Origin of the sequence: Pseudomonas sp. BN606 (genome assembly GCF_029873115.1) — a bacterium.
GTDB lineage: Bacteria > Pseudomonadota > Gammaproteobacteria > Pseudomonadales > Pseudomonadaceae > Metapseudomonas.
In genome coordinates this window covers 107,179-132,242 of record NZ_SSOF01000071.1, presented here as the reverse complement: position 1 = coordinate 132,242, position 25,064 = coordinate 107,179, and the positions used below count along the sequence as shown (strand labels likewise).

At 62.8% G+C, this 25,064-nt stretch carries 23 protein-coding genes; 11 read left to right on the top strand and 12 right to left on the bottom strand.

All coding sequences use genetic code 11. The features are described from left to right. The first annotated feature begins 12 nt into the window (after positions 1-12). Positions 13-1,215, top strand: coding sequence for a patatin-like phospholipase family protein (locus E8E75_RS13960; protein WP_153921314.1), 1,203 nt, complete (start codon positions 13-15; stop codon positions 1,213-1,215). Between the two features lie 11 nt (positions 1,216-1,226). On the opposite strand, the gene E8E75_RS13955 is transcribed toward E8E75_RS13960, so the two are convergent. From E8E75_RS13955 to E8E75_RS13945, 3 genes are all read right to left on the bottom strand, one after another. Then, positions 1,227-2,072, bottom strand: coding sequence for a pirin family protein (locus E8E75_RS13955; protein ID WP_120652635.1), 846 nt, complete (start codon positions 2,070-2,072; stop codon positions 1,227-1,229). A 154-nt stretch (positions 2,073-2,226) separates the two neighbouring features. Further along, positions 2,227-2,991 carry a VacJ family lipoprotein gene (locus tag E8E75_RS13950; RefSeq protein ID WP_280359197.1) on the bottom strand — a complete coding sequence of 255 codons (765 nt, stop codon included), beginning with the start codon at positions 2,989-2,991 and terminating at the stop codon, positions 2,227-2,229. Further along, positions 2,984-4,279: a serine/threonine protein kinase gene (locus tag E8E75_RS13945; protein WP_120652633.1), complete on the bottom strand. Its 1,296-nt coding sequence runs from the start codon at positions 4,277-4,279 to the stop codon at positions 2,984-2,986. Before E8E75_RS13945 ends, E8E75_RS13950 begins: the two co-directional genes overlap by 8 nt. Positions 4,280-4,547: 268 nt before the next feature. Here E8E75_RS13945 and E8E75_RS13940 point away from each other — a divergent pair, with 268 nt between their 5' ends. Then, positions 4,548-4,931 (top strand): hypothetical protein, encoded by a 384-nt coding sequence (locus E8E75_RS13940; protein WP_120652632.1) that lies wholly within the window; start codon positions 4,548-4,550, stop codon positions 4,929-4,931. A gap of 134 nt (positions 4,932-5,065) precedes the next feature. Here the strand turns inward: E8E75_RS13940 and E8E75_RS13935 are convergent, their stop codons facing one another. Further along, a complete protein-coding gene (locus E8E75_RS13935; protein ID WP_153921312.1) occupies positions 5,066-6,616 on the bottom strand; it encodes a glycosyl hydrolase family 17 protein in 1,551 nt (516 codons plus the stop codon). A 147-nt stretch (positions 6,617-6,763) separates the two neighbouring features. Then, positions 6,764-6,988 carry a DUF2061 domain-containing protein gene (locus E8E75_RS13930; RefSeq protein WP_120652630.1) on the bottom strand — a complete coding sequence of 75 codons (225 nt, stop codon included), beginning with the start codon at positions 6,986-6,988 and terminating at the stop codon, positions 6,764-6,766. A 223-nt stretch (positions 6,989-7,211) separates the two neighbouring features. On the opposite strand from E8E75_RS13930, the gene E8E75_RS13925 reads away from it, so the two are divergent. Beyond that, positions 7,212-7,520: a DUF485 domain-containing protein gene (locus E8E75_RS13925; RefSeq protein WP_120652629.1), complete on the top strand. Its 309-nt coding sequence runs from the start codon at positions 7,212-7,214 to the stop codon at positions 7,518-7,520. Then, positions 7,520-9,178, top strand: a complete 1,659-nt coding sequence (locus tag E8E75_RS13920) for a cation acetate symporter (RefSeq protein WP_120652628.1) — start codon at positions 7,520-7,522, stop codon at positions 9,176-9,178. Before E8E75_RS13925 ends, E8E75_RS13920 begins: the two co-directional genes overlap by 1 nt. A 223-nt stretch (positions 9,179-9,401) precedes the next feature. Here E8E75_RS13920 and E8E75_RS13915 read toward each other — a convergent pair whose 3' ends face one another. Continuing rightward, positions 9,402-9,557, bottom strand: coding sequence for a DUF3309 family protein (locus tag E8E75_RS13915; RefSeq protein ID WP_107504050.1), 156 nt, complete (start codon positions 9,555-9,557; stop codon positions 9,402-9,404). A gap of 136 nt (positions 9,558-9,693) precedes the next feature. Between E8E75_RS13915 and E8E75_RS13910 the strand changes: the two genes are divergently transcribed. From E8E75_RS13910 to cls, 6 genes are all read left to right on the top strand, one after another. After that, the gene (locus E8E75_RS13910) at positions 9,694-10,062 is read left to right on the top strand and encodes a DUF2784 domain-containing protein (protein ID WP_120652627.1); all 369 of its coding nucleotides are present in this window, start codon (positions 9,694-9,696) and stop codon (positions 10,060-10,062) included. Positions 10,063-10,166: 104 nt separating this feature from the next. Continuing rightward, positions 10,167-10,979, top strand: a complete 813-nt coding sequence (locus E8E75_RS13905) for an SDR family oxidoreductase (protein ID WP_120652626.1) — start codon at positions 10,167-10,169, stop codon at positions 10,977-10,979. Positions 10,980-11,112: 133 nt separating this feature from the next. After that, the gene (locus E8E75_RS13900; protein ID WP_280359193.1) at positions 11,113-12,267 is read left to right on the top strand and encodes an MFS transporter; all 1,155 of its coding nucleotides are present in this window, start codon (positions 11,113-11,115) and stop codon (positions 12,265-12,267) included. Between the two features lie 75 nt (positions 12,268-12,342). After that, positions 12,343-12,771, top strand: coding sequence for a hypothetical protein (locus tag E8E75_RS13895; protein WP_120652624.1), 429 nt, complete (start codon positions 12,343-12,345; stop codon positions 12,769-12,771). A gap of 39 nt (positions 12,772-12,810) precedes the next feature. Further along, complete coding sequence (locus E8E75_RS13890; protein ID WP_120652623.1) at positions 12,811-13,143, top strand: YnfA family protein; 333 nt, start codon at positions 12,811-12,813, stop codon at positions 13,141-13,143. 370 nt (positions 13,144-13,513) lie between these two features. Further along, complete coding sequence (cls, locus tag E8E75_RS13885; RefSeq protein ID WP_256661004.1) at positions 13,514-14,809, top strand: cardiolipin synthase; 1,296 nt, start codon at positions 13,514-13,516, stop codon at positions 14,807-14,809. 12 nt (positions 14,810-14,821) lie between these two features. Here cls and E8E75_RS13880 read toward each other — a convergent pair whose 3' ends face one another. Both E8E75_RS13880 and E8E75_RS13875 read right to left on the bottom strand, forming a co-directional pair. Further along, on the bottom strand, positions 14,822-15,907 hold the full coding sequence (locus E8E75_RS13880; RefSeq protein WP_256673237.1) for an alpha/beta hydrolase: 1,086 nt from the start codon (positions 15,905-15,907) through the stop codon (positions 14,822-14,824). Positions 15,908-16,066: 159 nt separating this feature from the next. After that, positions 16,067-16,429, bottom strand: coding sequence for a hypothetical protein (locus E8E75_RS13875; RefSeq protein WP_256673235.1), 363 nt, complete (start codon positions 16,427-16,429; stop codon positions 16,067-16,069). A gap of 824 nt (positions 16,430-17,253) precedes the next feature. Here E8E75_RS13875 and E8E75_RS13870 point away from each other — a divergent pair. Further along, on the top strand, positions 17,254-18,723 hold the full coding sequence (locus E8E75_RS13870) for a multiheme c-type cytochrome (RefSeq protein ID WP_153921308.1): 1,470 nt from the start codon (positions 17,254-17,256) through the stop codon (positions 18,721-18,723). Between the two features lie 101 nt (positions 18,724-18,824). Here the strand turns inward: E8E75_RS13870 and E8E75_RS13865 are convergent, their stop codons facing one another. The 4 genes from E8E75_RS13865 to ngg form a co-directional block, all read right to left on the bottom strand. Continuing rightward, on the bottom strand, positions 18,825-19,055 hold the full coding sequence (locus E8E75_RS13865) for a YheU family protein (protein ID WP_120652619.1): 231 nt from the start codon (positions 19,053-19,055) through the stop codon (positions 18,825-18,827). Between the two features lie 49 nt (positions 19,056-19,104). Continuing rightward, positions 19,105-21,882, bottom strand: a complete 2,778-nt coding sequence (locus tag E8E75_RS13860; RefSeq protein ID WP_153921306.1) for a hybrid sensor histidine kinase/response regulator — start codon at positions 21,880-21,882, stop codon at positions 19,105-19,107. Positions 21,883-22,042: 160 nt separating this feature from the next. Continuing rightward, positions 22,043-23,236, bottom strand: coding sequence for an osmoprotectant NAGGN system M42 family peptidase (locus tag E8E75_RS13855; RefSeq protein ID WP_153921304.1), 1,194 nt, complete (start codon positions 23,234-23,236; stop codon positions 22,043-22,045). 79 nt (positions 23,237-23,315) lie between these two features. After that, positions 23,316-25,061, bottom strand: coding sequence for an N-acetylglutaminylglutamine synthetase (ngg, locus tag E8E75_RS13850; protein ID WP_153921302.1), 1,746 nt, complete (start codon positions 25,059-25,061; stop codon positions 23,316-23,318). Between the last annotated feature and the right edge of the window lie 3 nt (positions 25,062-25,064).

The following is a 25,064-nucleotide window of genomic DNA, read 5'->3' as shown; positions in this document are numbered from 1 at the left end:
GGAGAGCAGTCCATGGATGCCAGCGCCGCCACCACGAAGCCTGTAACAGGGCTGATTCTTTCCGGTGGTGGTTCGCGGGCGGCCTATCAGGTTGGGGTGCTGGGCGCCATCGCCGACCTGTTGCCGGATGCCGCGCGCAACCCTTTCCCCGTGATCGTCGGCACCTCGGCCGGCGCGGTGAATGCCGTCGGCCTGGCCTGTGGCGCACTGCACTTCAGCCAGGCCATTCGTCGCCTGAACGCAGTCTGGCAGGGCTTCCGTTGCGGGCAGATCTATCGCAGTGACTGGCCCGGCGTTCTGCACCAGAGCTCGCGCTTCTTCGGCCATAACCTGCTTGGTCTTGGCCGCGACATCCCCGCAGCCCTGCTGGACAACGCTCCATTGCGCGAACTGCTGGAACGCGAGTTGGATTTCTCCGGCATTTCCGCCGCCGTGCGCACCCGTCAACTCCGTGCCGTGGCGGTGACCGCCTTCGGTTATGAGTCCGGGCAGGCGGTGACCTTCTACCAGGGCCGCGCCACCATCGACCCCTGGTTCCGCCATCGCCGTGTCGGCGTGCCGACACGGCTAGGCGTCGAGCACCTTATGGCCAGTGCGGCAATTCCGGTGCTTTTCCCCGCGGTTCGCCTGGGGCGTGAATACTTCGGCGACGGCGCAGTACGCCAGACGGCGCCAATCAGCCCGGCCTTGCATCTGGGGGCCAACCGGGTCCTGGTGGTCGGGGTTAGTGGCAACCCGTTGGGCATGAACCCCAATCAGGAAATCCCGCAGCCCCAGAGTGGCCGTCCGCCATCCCTGGCGCAGATCAGCGGACACCTGCTGAACAGCACCTTCATCGACAACCTCGAAAGCGATATCGAACTGCTGGAGAGGATCAACCACATGAGCCGGGCCATTCCGGCGGAGTTGAGGCCGCGAAACCTCAGTTCGGAACAGGTGGACGTGCTGGTGATTTCCCCGAGCCGGCCACTGGATGAAATCGCTGCCCGCCATCGACGCGAAATGCCGCGCGCCATCCGCACCTTCCTGCGCGGACCGGGAGCGACCAGGGCGAGCGGGGCAGGGGTGCTCAGTTATCTGCTGTTCGAGCCCGGCTATTGCAATGAGTTGATCGAACTGGGATATCAGGACGCCATGGCCAAACGCGCCGAACTGCAGAGCTTCCTCGGATTGGAGACGGCGCCGGTACACCCGCAGGTGCTCCCGGCGCTCTGATCCGACGCAGGTTACTCGCCGAAGCGTCCGTCGCGGTAGTCCCGCAGTGCCTGCTCGATTTCTTCACGGGTGTTCATTACGAAGGGGCCGTACTGGACAATGGGTTCGCCCAGCGGACGGCCCGCCAGCAGCAGGATCCTGGCACCAATGTCGCTGGCCAGTTCCAGTGCGCCTTTTTCGGCGAGGCGTACCAGTCGACCCTTGCCGATGGCCTGTCCATTGACCGTTACGTCGCCCTCATAGACGTAGAGCATCACCCGCAGGCCATCGGCGAGGTGTGGCGCCACCCGGCTACCGGCGGGCAGGTCCAGGTCGAAGATGTGCGGTTCACTGTGCGGGCGCTGTACGGCTCCATCCTGGCTGGTCTGGCCATCGTCGAAGCGGCCGGCAATTACCAGCGCCTCGACGCCTTGTTCAGTGCGTATCCGTGGAATCTCAGCCGGATCGAAGTCGCGGTAGCCAGGATCGCCCATCTTGTCCTTGCCCGGCAGGTTCAGCCAGATCTGGAAACCGCGCATTACGCCTTCCTCCTGCTCCGGCATTTCGCTGTGGATGATCCCGCGCGCCGCGGTCATCCATTGCACGCCGCCGTTCTGCAGCAGACCGCTGTTACCCAGGTGATCTTCATGGCGCATGCGTCCTTCGATCATATAGGTGATGGTCTCGAAGCCCCGGTGCGGGTGCGGCGGGAAGCCGGCGACATAGTCGTCCGGGTTGGCCGAGCCGAACTCGTCGAGCATCAGGAAGGGGTCGAAGCGCGGGACGCCCTGCTCGGCGAAAACACGGGTGAGGTTGACTCCGGCACCGTCGGATGCGGGTTGGCCGGGGCGTTGTTCGAGAATCTGGCGATAGCTCATCTGAACCTCCTCAAGGTTGGAATGAGCGCGATGCTACGCCTGATAATTGAATCAATGGTGCGGCTTTTTTCTTTGTTCCTATCTTTTTTGTCGATATTTCTGATTTCCTGTGGGGGCGAATTCATTCGCCCCCACAGGTGCCGAGGCCGGCGACCTACTCAGCAATCTGCAACTTGCGCGACTGGGTGTAGACGTAGCGCAGCTTCTCGTACTCGAAGGGGGTATTGAGCTGGCCATAGCGGAAGTTGGTGGTGTAGCGCTTGTCCACCATCCGCAGCGCCGTGATTTCTGGATGGTCGCTGCTGACTTCCGGCACATTGAGGAAGTTGATCTGGTAGTCGGCCACGTAATCCACCACCAGCCCACCGGTGTCCCGCAGGTTGGATGGACCGAGGATCGGCAACATCAGGTAGGGGCCATCACCCACGCCGTAGTAGCCAAGGGTCTGGCCGAAGTCCTCGTTCTGCTTGGGCAGCCCCATGCGCGTGGCTGGGTCCCAGAGACCGACTACGCCGATGGTGGTGTTCAGCAGCAGGCGCCCGGTGATTTCCATGGAACGTTGGCCCTTGAGCTGCAACACGCTGTTCAGCAAGTTGGGAATATCGCCCAGGTTGCTGAAGAAATTGCTCACACCGCTGCGCACGAACCCTGGCGTGACATACCGGTAGCCGTGCACAACGGGCAGGAACACCCATTCGTCGAACCGGTAGTTGAAGTGGTAGATCCGCCGATTCCAGGGCTCGTAGGGGTCGTAGACGTTCAATGCGTCCAGGGTCGAGCGCTCGAACTCGCGCTGGTCGAGGCCGGGGTTGAACTTCAGGTCTTTGAGTGGCTGGGTGAAACCGTCCTGATCGGGTTCCTGGGCCCAGGCCAGGCCGCTGGTCAATAGCAGGGCGACGAAGAGTGCTTTCTTAGCCACGGAAGAACTCCAGCATGGCGTCGCCGTTGACGCGGTAGTTGAGGTTGCCGCAGTGGCCGCCGTGGGGATAGACGGTCAGGCGGTCGCCCATGGTGCGACGCAGGAAACCCAGGTCGCCCGGGCCGAGGATCAAGTCATCGGCGTTGTGCATGACGGCGATCTTGCTGTTGCCTTTCAGGTAGTCCTCCAGGGCATAGAGGCTGACCTGGTTGATCAGTTGGGTCAGGCTGCCGCCGTCATAGCGGGCGCGCCAGTAAGGGATCAGCTGCTCTGTGATGTAGCAATCGAAGTCGCACTGCAGGGCGCGCTTGTAGAAAGGCGTCAGGCTGGTGCCCTCGCTGATCGGGTATTTCACCGGCGTGATCAGGCCGCGATGGTTGATCAGGTCCGAGGTGAAGGCGATATCCGAAGATGAGAAGCGGAACGAGGTGCCGATCAGCATTGCCATTTGTTCATTGGACAGCCGCTGCTTGGATTCCTGGAAGTCGAACATCAGCGCGTCGTTGAGATCGATGTAGCCCTTCTGCTGGAAGTAGCGGGTCAGTTTGCCGAGCACCACCTGATAGAAGGTCGTGTTGTCGTCGACGCCTTTCACGCGGGTTTGCACCAGACGGTCGAGGTTGGTCACCGAGGTGTAGAGATTCACCGGTGGATTCAGCAGCAGAACGCGCTTGAAGTTGAAGCTGCGACGGGTCTCATCCAGGTGGCTGACGAAAGCTGCCTGCAGGGCGCCAAGGCTGTAGCCGGTGAGGTAGAAGTCTGTGACCTCCAAGCCCGGATGCTGCGCGCGCACGGCCTGCATCACCCGGTAGAGATCGTCGGCATCCTCGGCTGTAAGTCCGGGCGTGGCGTGGCGCGAGGCAGCGGCCATGAAGTCGTAGCTGGTGGGCGAGGACAACTGCACAACGTGGTAGCCGGCGCCATAGAACAGCTTCTTGAGGCTCTCGGCGTGGGTGCTGGTGTAATTACCGCCGGTGCCGGCGATGACGAAGACCAGCGGGGCGGAGCCTTTCTGCTGGGCGAGGCGGTAGCGCAGTTTCTTCACCGACCAGAAATTGTCGGGTAATTCGGTCTCACGCTCTGGGCGCAGCTTCAGATCGTAGTCAGCCTGGTCGATGTCTTCGTCCGCTGGCACTTTGCTGCGCAAGTCCGGCGGCGTCGTAGCGATGGTCGCTTCGAATGGGTTGCTGATCGGAAAGCCGTAGCTTGCCGCATCCAGGTCCGTGGCCAGCACGTGGGCACAGAAGGTCAGGCTGCCCAGCAGGGCGGCGAGGCGAAGACGGAGCATAGGAAGGGTCCCTGTACAGTTTCTGCGGAGGCCCGATCCCGCAGTTGTGTGCAGGCTCCAGCCTCTCCCCTGGTCCCGCCCCGTTCAGGGCTGCCGGGCCATGTTCCTTATAAGAGAACGTGATGAGTGAATACCGAGCCTATGACAACTGCAAGTTCCGAGAGTGCGGGCCGTATGTCAGTCCAGGTTGTTACTGATGGTTGGAAGGTCCTTGCATAGCGTGGGCGTGGGGGTATCCTTGGCGCCGCTTACCCATTCGGAGATCACCATGTCCAGCCGTTCGTCCCTCATCCTGCTGCTGATCCTGCTGCCGCTCTGGCTGGCCGCCAGCTACGGCGTTCGTTTCGTCCTGATGGAGGACGGCCAATGGGTCGGGTTGTGCGTTGATGAGGCTCAGCGCTGGGAATGCCAGGTTCGCGCAGGCCTGGGTCTGTTGATTCATTTCCGCGTGATCGCCTGGATCGGTCTGGGCGCCGCTCTCGTCGCCTTCTTCGTCCGGGGTCGCGCCGGTTGGCTCCTGGCCCTGTTGGCCCTGCTGTTCGCGCTGCCGGCATTGGTGCTCTATACCGCCAGCCTCGCCGTGTTCGCCTGCGTCATCGCCGGCCTGCGTCTGGTGCGGCGCCAGCCTGAGCTGGTGGCGGCAAACGCCTGAGTTTTCCAGCACGCAGTAAAAAAGGACGCCTTGGGCGTCCTTTTTTGTTTCCGGTGAAGGATGAATGTCGTGCCTCTGGGAGCGATTTCAATTGCGAATGAATTCGCTCCCATAGGGGCGGACCACGTCCCGGATCAACCGCGAACCCGCAGGCTGCGCCACAGGGCGCCCAGCAGCAGAGCACTCACGACGGCCCAGCCGATGGCCTGGACGTTGCCCAGGGTTTCTTCATAGAGCTGGGGCACGATGCCGGCGCCGACCAACACCGCCATCAGGGCGATTTCGCGGCGCGGGGCGGCTACCGGGCGGAACAGGTAGACCAGGGCCGGTAGCAGCAGGGCGGCGCTGGGGAAGCTGCGGTAGCGGGCGTCGAATACCAGCGCCAGCATCAGCACCGCGCCGGCGAAGCCGGAGGCTAACAACCACCAGCCGCCACGGGCTTCCAGCCAGTCGAACAGGCGGCTGCGTACCCCGCCACGAGCCGACAGCGCCATGGCACCGTGTGCCAGGACCATCAGGTTGAGACCGACCAGGAAGGCTGCCCAGGCCCATTCGCCGACGAAGCGGCTGGTGACCCGTGCCATTTCGCCCCAGAGGCCGATGCACGCCGCGCCGGTTGCCGCCAGCAGCGGCAGCACCAGTGCTGCGCGCGCGGAGGCGGGTCGGCCGGCAAGCGCCAGGGTCGCGAGGAAAATCAGGCCGGAAACACCCAGCCACATGGGCCAGTAAGGCAGATTGGTGACCGGGCCGGCGAGCACGCCTTTCTCCTGGCGGTCGGCGTCGAACAGACCCCAATAACCGCCCACCGCACCTTCGCTGGCGCGCTTCCAGGGTTGGTCGAAGGCCTCGATCAGGTTGTAGCCCCAGCCATTCTGCTCGGCCATGGCGACGAATCCACGGATGAACTTGGCTTCGTTGACCCGGCTCGGCACGGCGGTTTCGCGCTGTCGGCCTTCGCTGGGCCAGCCGGTTTCGCCGATGAAGATGTCCTTGGGAGCGAACTTGTTGCCGAATACCTGGCGGATTTCGCCGACATGGCGCAGGGCCTGGTCGATGCCAGCGGGATCGTCTTCCCAGTATGGCAGCAGGTGGATGGTGAGGAAGTCCACCGCCGGCGCTACCTCCGGATGGCGCAGCCAGAATTCCCAAACGTCTGCGTAGGTCACCGGTTGCTTCACCTGGGCCTTGACCTGTCCGATCAGCGTGGCCAGTTGCGCGCCGGTGACTTCCTTGCGCAACAGCGTCTCGTTGCCCACGATCACCGACTGCACCACGTCCGGGTTGGCATTGGCCGCCTTGACCAGTGCGTCGATCTCTTTCTGCGTATCCACCGGGTTGCCGTTCACCCAGGCGCCCAGCATCAGCTTGAGGCCGTGCTTGCGCGCCAGCTCAGGGATGGCTTCCAGACCGGTCATGGAATAAGTGCGCACGCAGTGGAAACGGGTCGCCAGCAAGGCCAGATCGGCATCCATGCGCTCGGGGCGTAGCACGAAGGGCTGGTCGAACGGTGATTGGTCCTTGTCGAACGGGCTGTAGGAGGCGCACTGCAGCTTGTGGCTGGGGGTGGCGGCATCCGGCAGGATCACCGGCTTGCCAAGGCCGTACCAGAGGCCGGCAAGGGCGAGCGTGGCAATCACGAAGGAAAGCAGGTAGGGGAGCGCAGGGAAGCGGTCGTTCTGACTCATGGCTAAGGGTGCTTGCGTGGGGGGCAAAGCCGCGCATCTTAGCGGATTAGCCCCCCACACTCCTACGGCGGCAGCCGGAAAATCCGCACAGGGGATTTCATGAGGGTTAGAAAGAGTCCGCGATCTCGCGAGTTAGAGATCGCGGCGTCATGCGTGGTGGTGCAACCAGGCGTGCTTCGGTATTTCCTGGGTCGGCTTGTCGGCCTTTTCGAAGCGCTTCCAGAATTTCTCATGGAAGTAGAAACCTACCGAGTTGCACAGCGGCTCCACCGCCGCGACCAGGCCGCCGACCGTCATGCTGCCGGTCAGGGCGTACGCCACGCTGAAGGCGATGCAGAAGTGCATGATGGTGAAAGTCACGGTCTTGAGCATGGCGCACCTCGATAATGAGAATGATTATTCGGTGAGCTCAGGCTAGGTCCATTGCGTTATACATGGAAATGTTCATCCAGCATGGCGTTGATAGTTTTGCTGTATGGATGGAGTACGACCTTGGTCGAGAATCGCCCCGAGTAAGACTAAGGTCGTCTGTTGCGCATGTACGGCCGTTCTATTGTTGGCTCACCAGCAACCCGCGCTGTGGAGGACAACAATAATGAACGACAGCACCTACAAGCGGATTCAAGAGAATCCGCGCTTTCAGGAACTGGTGTCCAAGCGAGAACGCTTCGCCTGGATACTCTCTGCCATCATGCTCGGCCTCTATCTGGCCTTCATTCTTCTGATCGCCTTCGAGCCGCAGTTGCTCGGCACTCGCATCAGCACTGACTCTCCTGTCACCTGGGGTATCCCGATTGGTGTCGGTCTCATCCTGTCCGCCTTCGTGCTGACCGGTATTTACGTCCGCCGTGCCAACGGCGAGTTCGACCGTCTGAACGCGGAAATCCTCAAGGAGGTCCAGTAATGATCGCGCGCATCCTTGCCGTCCTCGGCCTGATGGTCGTGGCGCCCGCCCTCTGGGCTGCCGGTGCCATCGAGGGTGATGTCCAGCGGCAGCCGCTGAACACCTCGGCCATCGTCATGTTCGTCGCCTTCGTCGGCGCCACCCTCTACATCACCTATTGGGCCTCCAAGCGCAGCAAGTCGGCCTCCGACTTCTACACCGCCGGTGGCAGCATCACCGGTTTCCAGAACGGCCTGGCAATCGCCGGTGACTACATGTCGGCGGCGTCCTTCCTGGGTATTTCCGCCCTGGTGTTCACCTCCGGCTACGACGGCCTGATCTACTCCATCGGCTTCCTGGTGGGCTGGCCGGTGATTCTCTTCCTGATCGCAGAGCGGCTGCGCAACCTCGGCAAGTACACCTTCGCCGACGTGGCTTCCTACCGCCTGAAACAGAAGGAAATCCGCACCCTGTCCGCCAGCGGTTCGCTGGTGGTGGTGGCCTTCTACCTGATCGCCCAGATGGTGGGTGCCGGCAAGCTGATCGAACTGCTGTTCGGCCTCAACTACCACGTGGCCGTGGTCCTGGTCGGTATCCTGATGGTGCTCTACGTCCTGTTCGGAGGCATGCTGGCTACCACTTGGGTACAGATCATCAAGGCCGTGCTGCTGCTCTCGGGCGCCTCCTTCATGGCGATCATGGTGCTCAAGCACGTCAACTTCGACATCGCCACCCTGTTCAGCGAGGCCATCAAGGTCCACCCGAAAGGCGAGGCCATCATGAGCCCCGGTGGCCTGGTGAAAGATCCGATCTCTGCGATCTCCCTGGGTCTGGCACTGATGTTCGGTACCGCCGGCCTGCCGCACATCCTGATGCGCTTCTTCACTGTCAGCGACGCCAAGGAAGCCCGTAAATCGGTGTTCTATGCCACCGGCTTCATCGGCTACTTCTACATCCTGACCTTCATCATCGGCTTCGGCGCCATCCTGCTGGTCAGCACCAACCCGGCCTTCAAGGACGCCACCGGCGCACTGCTGGGCGGCAACAACATGGCGGCGGTACACCTGGCCAACGCCGTAGGCGGCAGCCTGTTCCTGGGCTTCATCTCCGCCGTGGCCTTCGCCACCATCCTCGCGGTGGTTGCCGGCCTGACCCTGGCTGGCGCTTCGGCTGTGTCTCACGACCTCTACGCTTCCGTGTTCAAGAAGGGCAAGGCGAGCGAGAAGGACGAGCTGCGCGTATCGAAGATCACCACCGTGGTGTTGGGCTTCGTGGCCATCGGCCTCGGCATCCTGTTCGAGAAGCAGAACATCGCCTTCATGGTGGGTCTGGCCTTCTCGATCGCCGCCAGCTGCAACTTCCCGGTGCTGATCCTCTCCATGTACTGGAAGAAACTGACCACCCGTGGCGCCATGATCGGCGGCTGGCTGGGCCTGATCACCGCCGTTGCGCTGATGGTTCTCGGCCCAACCATCTGGGTTCAGATCCTCGGCCATGCGACCGCGATCTACCCCTACGAGTACCCGGCGCTGTTCTCCATCATCGTTGCCTTCGTCGGTATCTGGTTCTTCTCCATTACCGACAAGTCGGCAGCCGCAGACGAGGAACGTGCGCGCTTCTACCCGCAGTTCGTACGTTCCCAGACCGGTCTGGGTGCCAGCGGTGCGGTAGCCCACTGATCCACGACTCTTGCGCCACAAAAAGGGCGGCCTTCGGGCCGCCCTTTTCATTTGAACTTCGGAAACCACCTACCTAGAACCTGGTCATGAGTCACCGGAGCCGAAATGCTCCGATTGGCACTTTGTGCAGGAGCGAGCTTGCTCGCGAAAGATCGTGCCCGGACTATTCGCGAGCAAGCTCGCTCCTACAGGTCCAGTGGTGAGCCAGACGCAGAATGGCTGGCTAGATCATCCCGAGCAGTAGCAGCACTACCACAATGACCAGAAGCACCCCGACCATGCCGGATGGGCCGTAGCCCCAGTTACGGGAGTGGGGGAAGACTGGCAGGCCGCCAATCAGCAGCAGGATCAGGATGACGAGCAGCAGAATGGTGATCATGGGCAATGTTTCCTCGGTATCTGGGATTGCCAGGGGCACGTCGCGTTATGGTTGGTGGCAAATTGATGCGCCTGTAATAACCGACTGACCACCTTTCGTGATGGTTCAAGGAAAACGACTTTGTGGATGCCAAGCCATGAGTTACCGGATCGCCGCTGACGCCGTATTGCTGCTGCATCTGGCCTTTATCCTCTTTGTGGTGTCGGGCGGATTGCTGGTGCTGAAATGGCCGCGCCTGGCTCTGCTGCACCTGCCTGCGGTGGCCTGGGGAGCCACGGTGGAATTTCTCCATCTGATCTGCCCGCTCACGCCGCTGGAGAATCGTCTGCGCCTGGCGGCTGGAGAGCAGGGGTACAGCGGCGGGTTCATCGAGCACTACCTGGTACCGATGATCTACCCCGCCGGGCTGACGCCGGGCATCCAGCTCTGGCTCGGGGCATTCGTGCTGCTGCTCAACCTGGTGCCGTACGGGCTGCTGGCGAGGCGCCTGATCCAGCGCCGCTAGCTGCGTTTGCCGTCATCATTCAGCGCCGTGATTCAGGGGTGGCTGCACTATTGCCTTCGCTACACTGCGGTTCATCTACCGCACAAGCAGAAAGGCACCTCACCATGCACAACCGCATCATGATTACCGGCGCCGGTTCCGGACTCGGTCGCGAAATTGCCCTGCGCTGGGCGCGCGAGGGCTGGAAGCTGGCCCTGTCCGACGTCAACGAAGGCGGCCTGGCCGAAACCCTCAAGCTGGTCCGCGAAGCCGGCGGCGATGGCTTCACACAGCGCTGCGACGTTCGTGACTACAGCCAGCTCACGGCCTTTGCTCAGGCCTGCGAAGAGAAGCTGGGTGGCATCGACATCATCGTCAATAACGCCGGCGTCGCTTCGGGCGGCTTCTTCGAAGAGCTGTCGCTGGAAGACTGGGATTGGCAGATCGCGATCAACCTGATGGGCGTGGTCAAGGGCTGCAAGGCCTTCCTCCCGTTGCTGCAGAAGAGTAAGGGACGGATTGTCAACGTCGCCTCCATGGCGGCGCTGATGCAAGGCCCGGCCATGAGCAACTACAACGTCGCCAAGGCCGGCGTGGTGGCCCTGTCCGAAAGCCTGCTGATCGAACTCAAGGAAGAGGGTGTCGGCGTGCACGTGGTCTGCCCGTCGTTCTTCCAGACCAATCTGCTGGACTCTTTCCGCGGACCGACCCCGGCCATGAAGCAACAGGTGGGCAAGCTGCTGGAAAGCTCTCCGATCAGCGCCACCGACATCGCTGACTACATCTTCCAGGAAGTCGCTGCCGGCACCTTCATGATCCTGCCCCACGAACAGGGCCGCATGGCCTGGGCCGTGAAGCAGAAGAACCCCCAGGCGCTCTACGACGAAATGGCCAGCATGGCCGCGAAGATGCGGGCCAAGCATCACGGCAACGCCTAAGGATCCTTATCTCGCAAGTTCAAAGCGCGGCTGTCCGTTCGGTCAGCTTTCGCGCCGCTCGGGGTTGCCCGGCGGCGGATCGGGGGAGTAGGGTTGCTCCCCCGGCCTGACCGCCAACCCGGATGGTTCCACCGTGAAACCCCTTTCCCGTGCGCTGCTGATGCTGGCGCTGGTACTGGCCGCAATCAATCTGCGGCCCGGCATCACTTCCCTTGCCCCCCTGATCGAGCGCATCGCCCAGGAACTGGCGCTCAGTCGCAGTCTGATCAGCCTGACCACGGCCCTGCCGGTGCTCTGCATGGGCTTGCTCGCGCCCCTGGCGCCACGGCTGGCAGTGCGTTATGGCCTGGAGCGGGTGATCACGGCGTGCCTGGGCCTGATCGGCGTTGCCTTGCTCGCCCGCCTGGGCAGCCATGCCAGCGGCGTGCTGATCGGTAGTGCCGTGGTGATGGGGGCAGGTATCGCAGTGGCCGGACCACTGCTGTCCGGTTTCATCAAGCGTCATTTCCATGATCAGGTCGGTCGCGTGGTCGCCTGGTACTCCCTGAGCATGACCATTGGCGGGGCCGCCGGTGCGGTGCTGACGCCACCGGTTACTCAGTTACTGGGGGATCAATGGCATTTCGGATTGGCTTTCTGGGCCCTGCCGGCGTTTGGCGCACTGTTGCTCTGGCTGGCGGTGCCGAATCGCGCTGAAACCGCCAGCGAAGCGGGGCAGGGCGGATTGCCCTGGGGCGAACCGCGAGCTTGGCTGATTACGGCGTTCTTCGCCCTACAGGCTGGCTTGTTCTATGCCCTGACCACCTGGCTGGTGGCCCGCTACCACGAGGCAGGCCTCAGCCTGTTACGCAGCAACAGCCTGTTCAGTCTGTTCATGCTGGTAGGGCTGCCCAGCGCCTTCATCCTGCCCTGGCTGGCCCAGCGCTTCGACAACCGCTACCAGTTGCTGCTGGTTTGCGGCCTCGTCAGCACCGTCTGCCTGGGGATGATCTGCTTCCAGCCGGCACTGCTGCCGGAAGTCTGGGCGGCCTTCCTGGGCCTGGGCCTCAGTGGCTCGTTCGCGCTGTCCCTGGTGCTGCCGCTCTATGAGGCGCACACACCGCTGGCGGTGAGCCGCTGGACCGCGATGATGCTGTTTGCAGGCTATGGGATGGCCAGTTTCGCTCCGGTCCTGGCCGGTTTTGGTCGTGATCTGGCGGGTAGCTACCAGGCGCCTTTCATGGTCATCACAGGGCTTGCCCTGGTGATGTGCGCGCTAGCCTGGCTACTTGGCCGCAGACCGGCTTGAAGACTTCGACGCAATTCCTTTCTCCCGTGGCAGTCCTGTGTTAGAAGGCTGCCACTGTTTTACTGGAGTGCCCGCGTGGAGTCCGAATCCATCGTCTATGGTTGCATCCGCGACTGGCCGTCGCTCGATGATCAGGAACACCGCCTGCGCCGCGAGACCAACCGCCGAGTGCTGGACAGCCTGCCCAGCGGTGAGGCCTGGCCGTTCCTTGGGCGCGATATGTTCTCCTGCTGCGAACAACCTGGCGAAGGGCTTTTCCGTACCCAGGTGATCCACTTCGGTGCCAGCTACCCGGCGGTTGAATACGAATGGAGCCTCTGGGTGAAGGCGTTTGAAGCGTTGCTCAAACAACTCTACTGGAGCAGCGCTGTGGTCCATCTGGAAACCGAACTCAACGGCATCCACACCTTCCGCTGGGAAAGCGAGCAGGGCTTCCACAGCCCCCAGGAAGACAACCTGCGCGTGCGCTGCGCCTGGGAGCGTGAAGGCGGCGTGCACGGCTGAAGCCAGACCGGGCGGGCTCCACTCGCGGGGAAAACATCGATGCTCAACTACCTCTGGTTCTTCCTCGCCGCCCTCTTCGAAATCGGCGGCTGCTACGCCTTCTGGCTCTGGCTGCGAATGGGCAAGAGCGCCTGGTGGGTCGTTCCCGGCCTGCTCAGCCTGACCCTCTTCGCCCTGCTGCTGACACGTGTGGAAGCCGCCTACGCTGGTCGCGCCTATGCGGCCTATGGCGGCATCTACATCGTCGCTTCGCTGCTCTGGCTTGGCGTCGTGGAGCGTACCCGGCCGCTGGCGAGCGACTGGTTGGGGGCTGCCCTCTGCGTAATGGGCGCGACCATCATCCTGCTGGGGCCGCGCTTCTCGCAAAGCTGATGGACGGCCAGGGATGGGTTTGATGAATCGCGCCTGACCGCTTCGTTTCTGCCCTGTACTGTTCATGATGGCGATGACCTGTGGCGTCGGCCTGGTCATTGCCTGGCTGCTCTGCGAGCTCGGCACCGAACTGATCGCCTGCTGCTCCGTTCGAAGATTCTTCCAACCTTTTATCTGCAGTCACTGTCGAATCGCTCAAGGCCGTCCGGAAACGCGCTTTGCAGTGGCGGATCGGCTTTCCCGGTATCGACCGTCCTCAGGTGGAGGATGCTGAATGAAATTGCCGTCATCAGGGACAGTGGCGTGTGTCCTAGCGGTGCTTTCATCGCTCCTCCTGGGTTGCACTTCATTGCCTCGCATCAATCCCGATATGGCTCATTCACCAGAGACGCCGGTACAGGTCGACGGCGCTCATGGCCCGCTTTCCGAGGCGCGCAGCAAGGCCGTTCTCGAACGTCTCGAGGCCTCCGGGATGGAGACCAACATCTTCGACCTGCACCTGGCGATCGAAGAGACCCTGGTGGGTAGCCCGCTGACGGCGGGGAACAAGGTGGAGCTTTTGCAGGACGGGCCGGACACCTATGCGTCCATGTTCGAAGCGATCGAAGGTGCCCGCGATCACATCAACATGGAAACCTACATCCTGGAAGGCGATGAAGTGGGGCAGCGTTTCGCCGACAAGTTGATCGCCAAGCAACGCAGTGGCGTGCAGGTCAACCTGATCTACGACAGCGTCGGCACCCTTGGCACTCCACCGGAATACTTCGAGCGACTGCGCCAGTCCGGCATTCGCCTGGTGGAGTTCAATCCGGTCAATCCGATGAGCGCCAAGGCCGGCTGGGAACTGAACCAGCGGGACCACCGCAAGCTGCTGATCGTCGACGGGCGTATCGCCATTCTCGGCGGCATCAACATCAGCAGTGTGTATTCCGGTGGCTCCTTTGGCTCCAGTACCCAGGTGCCGTCGGATGGGGAGCTGCCCTGGCGCGATACCGACCTGCGCATCGAAGGCCCGGTTGTCGCTGAGCTGCAGAAGCTCTTCATCGGCACCTGGGACCAACAGAAGGGTGGAACCCTGGTGCCCCGCCACTACTTCCCGCCGATTCAGCCCATGGGCAAGGAAGTGGTGCGCGCCATCGGCAGTTCGCCCGAAGAACCCTACAGCCAGATCTACGCAACGCTCATCTCCGCACTGCAAAGCGCGCAGAGCGAAATCTGGCTCACCAGCGCCTACTTCGTGCCTGACCCACAGCTGCTCGACGCCCTCAAGGCGGCGGTGCGGCGCGGCGTCGATGTACGCCTGGTGGTGCCCAGCAGTACCGACTCATGGCTGGTATTCCATGCCGGGCGGGCCTACTACAAGGAACTGCTGGAAGCGGGGGTGCGCCTCTACGAGCGCAAGGACGCACTGTTGCATGTGAAGGCTGGGGTGATCGACGGTGTCTGGTCCACCGTGGGTTCCACCAACCTGGACTGGCGCAGTTTCCTGCACAACCACGAGGTCAACGTGGTGGTGCTGGGGACGGATTTCGGCGAGCGGATGCGAGGCGCCTTCCTGGAGGACGTGAAGAGTTCGCACGAACTGACCCTTGAGAGCTGGAAACGGCGCCCCATCCGCGCCCGCGTGAGTGAACGTATCGGGCGCGTCTGGGAATACTGGCTCTAGGCCTTTGAGCGGTCAGGGCTGTTGGTCAGAACGTCCGGCCGACTGTTGCCAGGCGCAGATGTCCAGGCTGGCGCCGCGCTGCAGCAAACGTTGGGCCTGGTCCGAATCCACCAGTTGGGAACGGCCCTTGCTGCACAACAGAATGCGTCTTCCCTGATACGCCAGGTCCGAGAGGATCTGGCCCCAGTGCCGATACTGGACATCGTGGCCTTCGCCCGCGTAGAGGCGTTCGGCGGCAACATTCGGGAAGCGGCTTTTCCAGAATTCAGCATGGGCGGGGGTGACCGTGGTATCGGCGAGTCCGTAGTAGAGGAATACCGGTGCGTAAACGGCGGAAAGGTCGGCTATCGGCTGTTCGCAATACAGGCGCAGTTCATGGGTCAGGGGGGCCATGTCGAAGCCTTTGGATCCTTTCGCGTAGTAGAAGCGTGCACCTTCATCGGCGGCTTCGTCGAGAAAACCATGGATACGGTTCACCGCGGTGTTCGGTCCCAGATCCCACCAGACCGAGGGCACATCGTAGTGGCCGGCAAGATAGGCCTCGGCTACCTGCTGATCGCTCAGGGCGCAGCGGGCCGGAGTCGCCATCACCCCTTCCGTTTGCGAGAAGGCTGCCGCCATGTGCACCGAGCGTACGCGAGGTGCCAGGCTGGAAGCGATTTGCGCCACGTAGGGACCACCGCCGGAGATTGCCACCAGGGAGAAGCGCCTGACATTCAGGTGATCGAGCAGGGCCGTTACTTCTTCGGCGTACGACTGGTAATTGCCTGAGGGGTCGAACTCGGTCTGGCCGAAGCCATTGCGTTCCAGGGTGATGAAGCGCAAGTCCAGTTGCTCGCGCAGGTTGCGCAGGAAGTCGGTGAGGGCAAGTACCCGTCCGCTGGTGCCATTGCCTCCGACCAGCACCACGGGCAGGCCATCTCGCGGGCCTTCATCCAGGTAGTGGAGCGTCTTGCCCTTGCCATCGACCCAGCTCTGCATCTCCGGTCCCATGGAGTCGAACGTGTTCTGGACCTGAATGGGCCCGGATGCCTGCGCGGCCCCAACGGCCAGCATCCAGGAGAACGCCAACGCCAATCCATTACGGTAAACGCTCATGTGTACCTTCCTTCTTGTTGTTGGTGGTCCTGCTCGCATTTTCCCGGGACTGGGAGTGCGGGCAGGCCAAGTCTAGGGAAGGGCCGATGGCAATCTTTGATGCAGTTCGACGCTTTGTTGAAGTGGACCGACGTTTTCGGTGGGTAGATAAGAGGTGGATCAGGTGGGCGAATCACCCGGCCGAAGCCCTTCTTCCCGAACGCGATGGAAGGCGGCTTCATGCAGCGCCTGGGCATCCGCCAAGAGCATCCCGAGGGCCGATGCCAGCCGCGCAGTTTCCTGGGCCAGGGCGCCGTTGCGGCTACCTGACTCGATGATCCGCAGCAAGTCGCCAAGGGCGCCCATGCGTTGGTTGGCCGCTTCGAACAGATGGCATGAGGGCGCGCGATCGTTGATGAACAGGACGTCTTCGTAGGGCTGGGATGGCGGCGGGAGGGGGGTGAAACCGGTGACTGGCAGTCTGCGTGTTGGGCAATGGGCAACGGGGCGGGGCTCTGTCTGCATTGCGTGTGGGGTGTGCATATCCTTGCTTCCTCGCGTGATAGAGGCGCCGCTCCTTGCTGTCACGACTCATAAGGGCGGCGGGCCGTACAGGGGTCGCAAACCGGTTACGCGAGGAAAACCCGGCAAGGCCTAAGCCTTCCCTGCACGGCCCACCATACGGCAATTACGCTTGGGGTAGGACGTGGCCTGCGTGAGGTTCGGGTTGCGACTCCCGGTCGCGGTTCCAACCGCGATGGCTGGGGACTCTAGCGAGGGCCGTTGTAGGCGCTCAAGGGTGATGTTTTGTGCGAAATTTCCTATCGAAAGCACCTGGTGGAGCAGCAAGATGATCGGTGCGGGCAATCTGTATCGAGGGGGCGCGGCTATGGCGCGATCTAGAGCGATTGCGCAAAATTTCGGCGATTTTACCGACGAAATGCCCGTTGTTTTTCTGAGTTCTGTCATCATTTCGTAGCAGAGCTTCTACACTCTGACCTCAGAGTCTATTGGTGCTCTGTGCTTTGTTTGGGTCGCCCCGTGGCGGCCTTTTTTGTGCCCGCCGTTCATGTGGCTGACCGACCTGTCGCTGGTACGGAATTATCGCCACTTCATCGCCTGCTGCGTCATATTCAGTAATGGATCACTTCATATATATCAATCAGATAGTCAATGCGATTGGGCAATTCTGACGATTGCCAGTCCTTTGACGCTGCCCCGCGCGCCATCTACTACTGACTTACGCCCCCAAATGCGGGGGAGAGGTTTGAATTCCGGCTAAGTTGCGCTGAAAAAAACGGCTATTGCCGTGATTCTGCCGGATTCTCGCGCTATTTGGATGGGGCATGTGCAGGCGGGGCAGGGCAATGGACGATCCGGCAAAGAAGGCCTTTCCGTCAGCTCCAGCCGCGCGGTTGGGAACCCTCAGCATTCGGCTGGCGTTCTGCATACTGCTCGCCTTGCTGGCCACCCTGGTTGCCGTTGCCGAAACGTCCCGCCTTGACGACAAGTGGCTGGAGCCGGCGCGCTCTCGATTGCTGGAAGACAAGCAGGGGATGCCGTTCTTTCCGCATCGGGCCAACACACCGAACAACGTCGTGCTCAACGCAGGGGACTTCGATGACGCGCAGGTCTGCGGCGCCTGCCATGACCAGATCTATCAGCAGTGGCGTACCTCGATGATGTCCCATGCCTGGGAGGAACCGATCTACCGGGCATTGCTGAAACACGCCAGCGAGGCCACCGAGGGGCGTGTGGATAACTTCTGCACCGGCTGCCATACCCCCATCGGCCTGACCACCGGACAGATCAACTCGACGGTCAATCGCGCATCGGTAGAGTTCACCGCCGAGCACAACCCCATGCCCGGCGTGGATTGCGAGACCTGCCACAACATCAGCGCTCGCACCGGCCTGGATAACGGGGCATATGTCCTGAGTCCGCGCGCCCATGGCAAGCCAACCAAGTTCGGCCCGCGCAGCGACGCCACGTCGCCCTATCACGACACCGTTTACTCCGATCTGCACACCCGTTCCGACTTCTGCGCCACCTGCCACAACGTCACCCATCCCTTCAGTACGGTGGCCGTCGAGCGGACCTATGACGAATGGCTGGAGAGTCCCTACAGCTTCAGCGGCCAGACCTGCCAGAGCTGCCACATGCCGGGCTTCGCCGGCAAGGCGGCGATCATGGGCCCCGAGCGCGCGGATGTCGCGTCCCACTGGTTCACGGGCGCCAACGCGGCGGTGCTGGAGTACCTGGGCCAGAAGGATGCGGCGCAGCGCGCCCGCGAATACCTGGCCAAGGCCGCGGAGATCAGTTTCGAGTCGGTTCCCGGGCAGCTGGTGCCGGGCCAGGAAGCGTCGGTGCGGGTGAAGGTCGCCAATGTCGGGGCCGGGCACAAGCTGCCCACGGGATTTCCCGAAGGTCGCGAGGTCTGGATCGACTTCCATGCCGTGGACGCAGCCGGCCACGAGTTCTACCGCTTGGGTGCGGTTCGCGAGGGCGCCACTGAACCTGACACCCGCAACTTCAAGGTTCATCTGGGCGACAAGGATGGCAAGGAGCTGGACATCGAAGTCTGGAACGCCACGCAGATCCTCTCGGACAACCGCATCCTGCCCAAAGGCTACGATGTCCGCGAATTCTCCTTCGTAGTGCCGGCGGACGCGGTTGGTCCCGTCACCCTGACGGCAGAGCTGAACTACTGGCCATTCCCGCAGCGCCTGGTGGATTACCTATTGGGTGCGAACAAGCTGAAGGTGGAAGTGACGCGCATGGGGCAGGTGGTGCGCGAACTCCCGCTGGGGCCGCCCGTGCAGGCCGCGAAATTGTGAAGATCGACGCTGCTCTTCTGGAGGGTCCATTCGGCCTTCCGGGGGGGCAACTGCGCCGCCCTTGGCGAATGAATTCGCCCCTACAGTGGTCGGGCGATGGGCTACTCCTCCAGCCACTCCTTGGGCACGTCGAGCTTGAGCATCAGCTGGCAGAGCTGGCTGTCGGGGTCATAGACGATTACTGCCTCGCCTTTCTTCAGCGCCTTGCGCACACGCTCGACGCGGGTCTCCAGCGGGGTATCGTCGCCATTGTCGGTACCTTCGCGGGTGACGAAGTCCTCAATCAGGCGGGTCAGGGTTTCGGCTTCGAGCAGGTCAAAGGGGATGAGCATCGAGGTATCTCCGGCGAGGGCGGAATGCTAACGCCGCCGCCGGGCGCCGTCATCCATCCACGCTCTGGCGCTGGATGAAACGTTCGAGGGTGGCGAACAGCAGGGCGCTGTCCAGGGGTTTGCCGAGGAAGTCATCCATGCCGGCGTCGGCACCGGCCTGGCGATGTTCCTCCAGAATATGCGCAGTAAGGGCGACGATGGGCACCGGCAGCCAGTTGCGAGCGTGTTCCAGTCGGCGGATCTGCCGGGTGGCTTCGAAGCCGTCCATTTCCGGCATTTCGCAGTCCATCAGGATCAACTGGATACCTTCCGGATCGCGCTGGTACTCGTCCACTGCTGCCACGCCATTGGCGACGGTACGTACCAGGTAGCCGCGCTTCTTGAGGAAACCCTGCACCACCATCTGATTCACCGGATTGTCTTCGGCCACCAGGATGCAGGGTGTCGCGCTCACCCGGCGACGCTCCTCCTGCTGCTGGGTCCGTTCTTCGAGGCGCCGCTCGCGGTAAAGCTCCTGCAAGGTGTCGCGCAACTGCGCCAGGGTCAGCGGCTGGGCCACGGCCCGCAGACGCAGGCCGGCGCCCGCGGGCAGGTTCTGACAGTACTCCGGCGGACAGATCAACATGATGCGCTGGCCGTGCTCGAGATGAGGCCGCAGCCTGTCCATCCAGCGTTCAGGGTCGCCGGGCCAGGGAGACTGCAGCACCAGCAGCGGCGGTACGGCGAAATCGTCCAGATGCTGGATCAGCCTGTCCGGATCCTGGCAACGTTCGCAGCGCATGCCCCAGCGCCCGAGCAGGCGCCCCAGGGCATCCAGGCCGAGCGCGTCCTGACAGGCGAGCAGGGCGGTGCGGCCATCGAGCAACCGGTTCAGTTCATCGGTCCTGAATTCTCCGGGCTGCAAGGGTATATCGAAGCTGAAGCGGGTGCCCTGGTGCAGCGTGCTCTGCACTTCGATGTGCCCGCCCATCATTTCCACCAGCTCCTTGCTGATGGCCAGGCCCAGACCGCTGCCGCCATAGCGGCGGGTGGTGCTGGAGTCGCCCTGGGCGAAGGAGTCGAACAATTGGCTCAGGGCTTCGGGACGGATGCCGATGCCGCTGTCGCTGACGCTGAACACCAGGCGCGAATTGCCATCGGTTCTGCGGCGTAGAGAAAGGTGGAGGGCGACATGCCCCTCGGCGGTGAACTTGAGGGCGTTGCCCAGCAGGTTCATCAGGACCTGCTTGAGCCGCGTCGGGTCGCCGAGGATGCGCCGGGGGACGCCGGCGTCCAGGCTCAGGTGCAGCCCCAGTCGCTTGTCCATGGCCTGGGCGGTGAACAGCCCGAGGGTTTCCGACACCAGGTCTTCCAGATCGAACTCTATGTGCTCCAGTTCCAGCTTGCCGGATTCGATGCGGGCGAAGTCGAGGATGTCGTTGATCACCGCCATCAGCGCCGTGCCGGAACTGGAGATGGTGTCGACGTAGAAGCGCTGGCTGCGGTCCAGCGGGGTTTCCTTGAGCAGTTGCAGCATGCCCAGCACGCCATTGAGCGGGGTGCGGATCTCATGGCTCATGGTGGCCAGGAAACGACTCTTGGCCTGGTTCTCGAAGTCTGCCTGCTCGGCGGCCTGGCGTGAGCGGAAGCCTTCTTCCTTGAGCGTGTTGATGCGGTCGGCCAGGCCGATGGAGAGGGTGATCAGTTCGATGGTGACGCCGATCTTCACTACCGTCGCGCCAAACAGTCCGAGCACTTCGACGCCAAGGGAACCGGTGGTGATCTGGATGAAGGCGAACAGCAGCACGCCCCAGGCGAGGGTGTAGTAGGAGCCGTAGCGCAGACCCTTGCGCCAGACATAAAGGCCGGTGAGCAGCAGGAAGGCGGAGATGCCCGACACGGTGAGGCTGGCAAGGATGTTCCAGCTCTGCAGGCCGATCAGCGGAGCACTCAGCAGTGCCACCAGAGTCGCCACCATCAGCCCCCGCAGTACCTTGTCCAGGCGTGGGAAGTGCAACCCGGTATGGAGGAAGCGACGGCTGAACTGCAATGCCGTCAGGCAATGCAGGTACATGAAGATGTAGATCGCCACCGATTGCAGCACAACGTGGTCGGGCAGCAGTTTGAACAGCATGCCGTCGAAGCAGGCGGCGAGCAGGCCGACGTTGAGGTTGTAGGCCAGGTACCAGAGGTAGGCCGGCTCGCGTAGCGACAGGTAGAGGAACAGGTTGTAGAAGAACATGGCAAAGAGCACGCCGTAGAAGGCGCCGTTGAACCCCATGAGGTTCTCCTGGGCCGCGGCGCTGGCGTCGAAGGTGCTGAACACCAGCGGCACGAAGATGGTGCTGGTGCTTTCCACCCGCAGGATCAGTGTGCTCTGCCCGGGCTCGACGTGCAGGGGGAACCAGAAGTTGCGCACCTGCACCGGACGCTGGGAGAAGGCGAAATGGTCGCCGGTCTCCTGCGCCTGCACCCGGCCGTCGGGGGTGAGGTAGTAGAGGCGAATGTTATCCAGCAGCGGGTAGTTGGCTTCCAGGTAGCCGTCCAGCGCATGGGCGCGGCTGTTGTCCAGATGCACCTTGAACCACCAGACCGAACGGTTCTTGCCGAGGTTGGCCTGCTCGCCGCGAACCTGCTGGAACGCCGGGTCGGGGAGCTTACGTACCTGTTCCAGGTCGAGTTCGCCCCTGGGGTCTTCCAGGTAGCCGACCCAGTGGCCGAGGGAAAGGCGCAGCTGATCCTGATCGAGAGGCGCGGCCTCCAGTGCGAAGGCGGGCCGGCAGACCAGGAGCAGGAGCAAGGCCAGACCGAGTGCGACAGTTTTCACACAGCCTGAGAGGTGAAGCATGGGTGACCACCCGCGTTGTTATTCGTCCTTTGTCCCTCTACGAAAGGTAGCCGAGGGGCGGCGATGCCAGGCAGAAATCGATGTTCGACACGGCCTCACCGCACCCGCGTAGCCTTCGTATTGAGCATAGGTGGCACTTTGCTCCTGGCGGGTTCGCCCTTCAAGGGCCGGGGTCACCCTTTCCTACGAGACTTTCCACGGTCGGGACGCGTGTCTCGCTCTCCATCTGCGCGTCATGCTCCAACTGGTGGCTGAATGGTTCGAGGGACTGCTGGCTGGTGACCGCGTCGGTGGCGAACACCGGCGGGCTCATCAGGTAGGCACCGAGCAGCCGGGTCAGGGCCTCCAGGCTGTCGATATGAGTGCGCTCGTAACCGTGGGTCGCATCGCAGCCGAAGGCCAGCAAAGCGGTGCGGATGTCATGCCCGGCGGTGACCGCTGACTGTGCGTCGCTGTGGTAGTAACGGAACAGGTCGCGGCGCAGCGGGATGGAATGCTCATCGCCCAGCTTCAACAGGTGCCGGGAAAGGTGGAAATCGTAGGGGCCGCCGGAATCCTGCAGGGCCACGCTGACCGCGTGTTCGCTGGAATGCTGGCCGGGGGCGACCGGGGCGATATCGATGCCGACGAATTCGCTGACGTCCCAGGGTAGCGCTGCAGCGGAGCCGGAGCCGATCTCCTCGGTGATGGTGAACAGCGGGTGGCAGTCGATCGGCGGCACCAGCCGGGCTTCGGTGATGCCCTTGAGCGCGGTGAGCAGGGCGGCGACGCCGGCCTTGTCATCCAGGTGGCGCGCGCTGATATGGCCGCTCTCGGTAAATTCCGGCAGGGGGTCGAAGGCAACGAAATCGCCGATCGAGACACCCAGGCTTTCGCAATCGGCGCGCGTGGTGCTGTAGGCATCCAGGCGAAGTTCGATGTGGTCCCAACTGATCGGCAGGCTGTCCACCTGTGTGTTGAACGCATGTCCTGAAGCCAGCAAGGGCAAGACGCTGCCGCGCAACACCCGGCTGTCGCAGAACAGGCTCACACGGCTACCTTCGGCGAAGCGGCTGGACCAGCAACCCACGGGTGCCAGGGCGAGTCGGCCGTTGTCCTTGATCTCGCGGACGATGGCGCCAATGGTGTCCAGATGCGCCGACACGGCGCGGTCCGGACTGTTCTGGCGGCCCTTGACCGTGGCGCGGATAGTGCCGCGACGGGTCAGTTCATAGGGAATGCCGATCTCATCCAGGCGCTCGGCAACGTAACGCACGATGGTGTCGGTGAACCCCGTGGGGCTGGGAATGGCCAGCATCTCCAGCAGGACCTGTTGCAGGTAGGCGAGGTCGGGTTCGGGGAGTCTCTTGCTCATGACATCTCCTTTCTGAGGCCAAGGCGCGACTTGATCGTGGGAGCGAATTCATTCGCGAATGAGTTCGCTCCCACAGGTTTCAGGCCAAGGGCACTCGCGTCAGCGGGAACAGCAAGTCGATGAAGCGCTCCGCCGTGGGCTGCGGCTGGTGGTTGGCAAGGCCAACCCGTTCGTTGGCTTCGATCAGCACGTAGTCCGGCTGGTCGGCGGAAGACACCAGCAGGTCCAGGCCGACCACCGGGATTTCCAGCGTGCGCGCGGCAAGGATCGACGCCTCGGCCAGGGCCGGGTGCAGGGTCGCGGTGACGTCTTCCAGGGTGCCGCCGGTGTGCAGGTTGGCGGTGCGGCGCACGGCCAGGCGGGTGCCGGCGGGCAGTACATCGTCATAGGTGTAGCCGGCGGCTTGCAGGGTGCGCTCGGTTTCGGCATCCAGCGGGATGCAGCTTTCGCCCTGGGTGGCGGCCTGGCGTCGTCGGCTCTGGTGCTCGATCAGCAAGCGCAGGGATTGCTGGCCATCGCCCACTACCTCGGCAGGACGGCGGATAGCGGCAGCCACCACTTCGTAGTTGATCACCACCACTCGCAGGTCAAAGCCCTGGTGGCAGCTTTCCAGCAGCACGCGGCTGTCGAAATGCTCGGCCCTGGCGATGGCGGTCTTCACTTCGTCCAGGGTGCGCAGGTCGACGGCCACCCCCTGGCCCTGCTCGCCATTCACTGGTTTGACGACGATGCTGCCGTGCTCGGCGAGGAATTCGGTGTTCGCCTCATCGCTGGTGGCCAGGCGCTGGAACGGCTGCCGGATACCCACGCGGGCCAGCGTGCGATGGGTGAGGTGCTTGTCCTGGCAGAGGGTCATGCTCACGGCACTGGTGAGATCGCTCAGGGATTCACGGCAACGGATGCGCCGGCCTCCGTGATTGAGGCTGAAAAGCCCACCCTCGGCATCGTCTACCTGCACTTCGATGCCGCGACGCAGGGCTTCGTCGACGATGATGCGCGCGTAGGGGTTGAGCTTCTCTTCCGGACCGGGGCCGATAAACAGGGTTTGGTTGATGCTGTTCTTGCGCTTCACCGCGAAGGTGGCCAGCTCGCGAAAACCGAGTTTGGCGTAGAGCGCCTTGGCCTGGGCGTTGTCGTGCAGCACCGACAGGTCGAGGTAGTTGAGCTCGCGGCTCATGAAGTGTTCCACCAGATGGCGTACCAGGGCTTCGCCGACGCCGGGGCGGCTGCACTGCGGGTCCACTGCCAGACACCAGAGGCTGGAGCCGCACTCCGGGTCGTGAAAGGCCTTGCGATGGTTGAGGCCCATCACAGCGCCTATTACCTGGTTGTCGCGTTCATCCTCGGCCAGCCAGTAGACCGGCCCGCCAAGGTGGCGTGGGGTGATGGCGTCCTGGTCCACCGGCAGCATGCCGCGACAGCGGTAGAGCTGGTTGACTGCCTGCCAGTCGGCCTCGTTCTGTGCGCGGCGGATGCGGAATCCGCGGAAACCCCGGCGTGCGGGGCGATAGTCGGAGAACCAGAGACGCAGGGTGTCGGAGGGATCGAGGAACAGTTGCTGGGGAGCCTGGGCCAGCACTTGCTGGGGAGCGGCGACATAGAGGGCGATGTCACGTTCGCCGGGCTGTTCGGCCAAAAGCTCGCTGGCGAGACTGGTCGGGTCGGGAAAGGTGTGGCCGAGCAGCAGACGACCCCAACCGCAGTGGAGTATCTGCGGTTCATCGTGAGGCTCCTGGTGACCTTCGGCCAACTGGGCCTGAAGGCGCTGATAGGAGGGCGCCTGGCCACGCAAGAGACGCTGGCTGTGCAGGGTATGGGCTTTCATTGA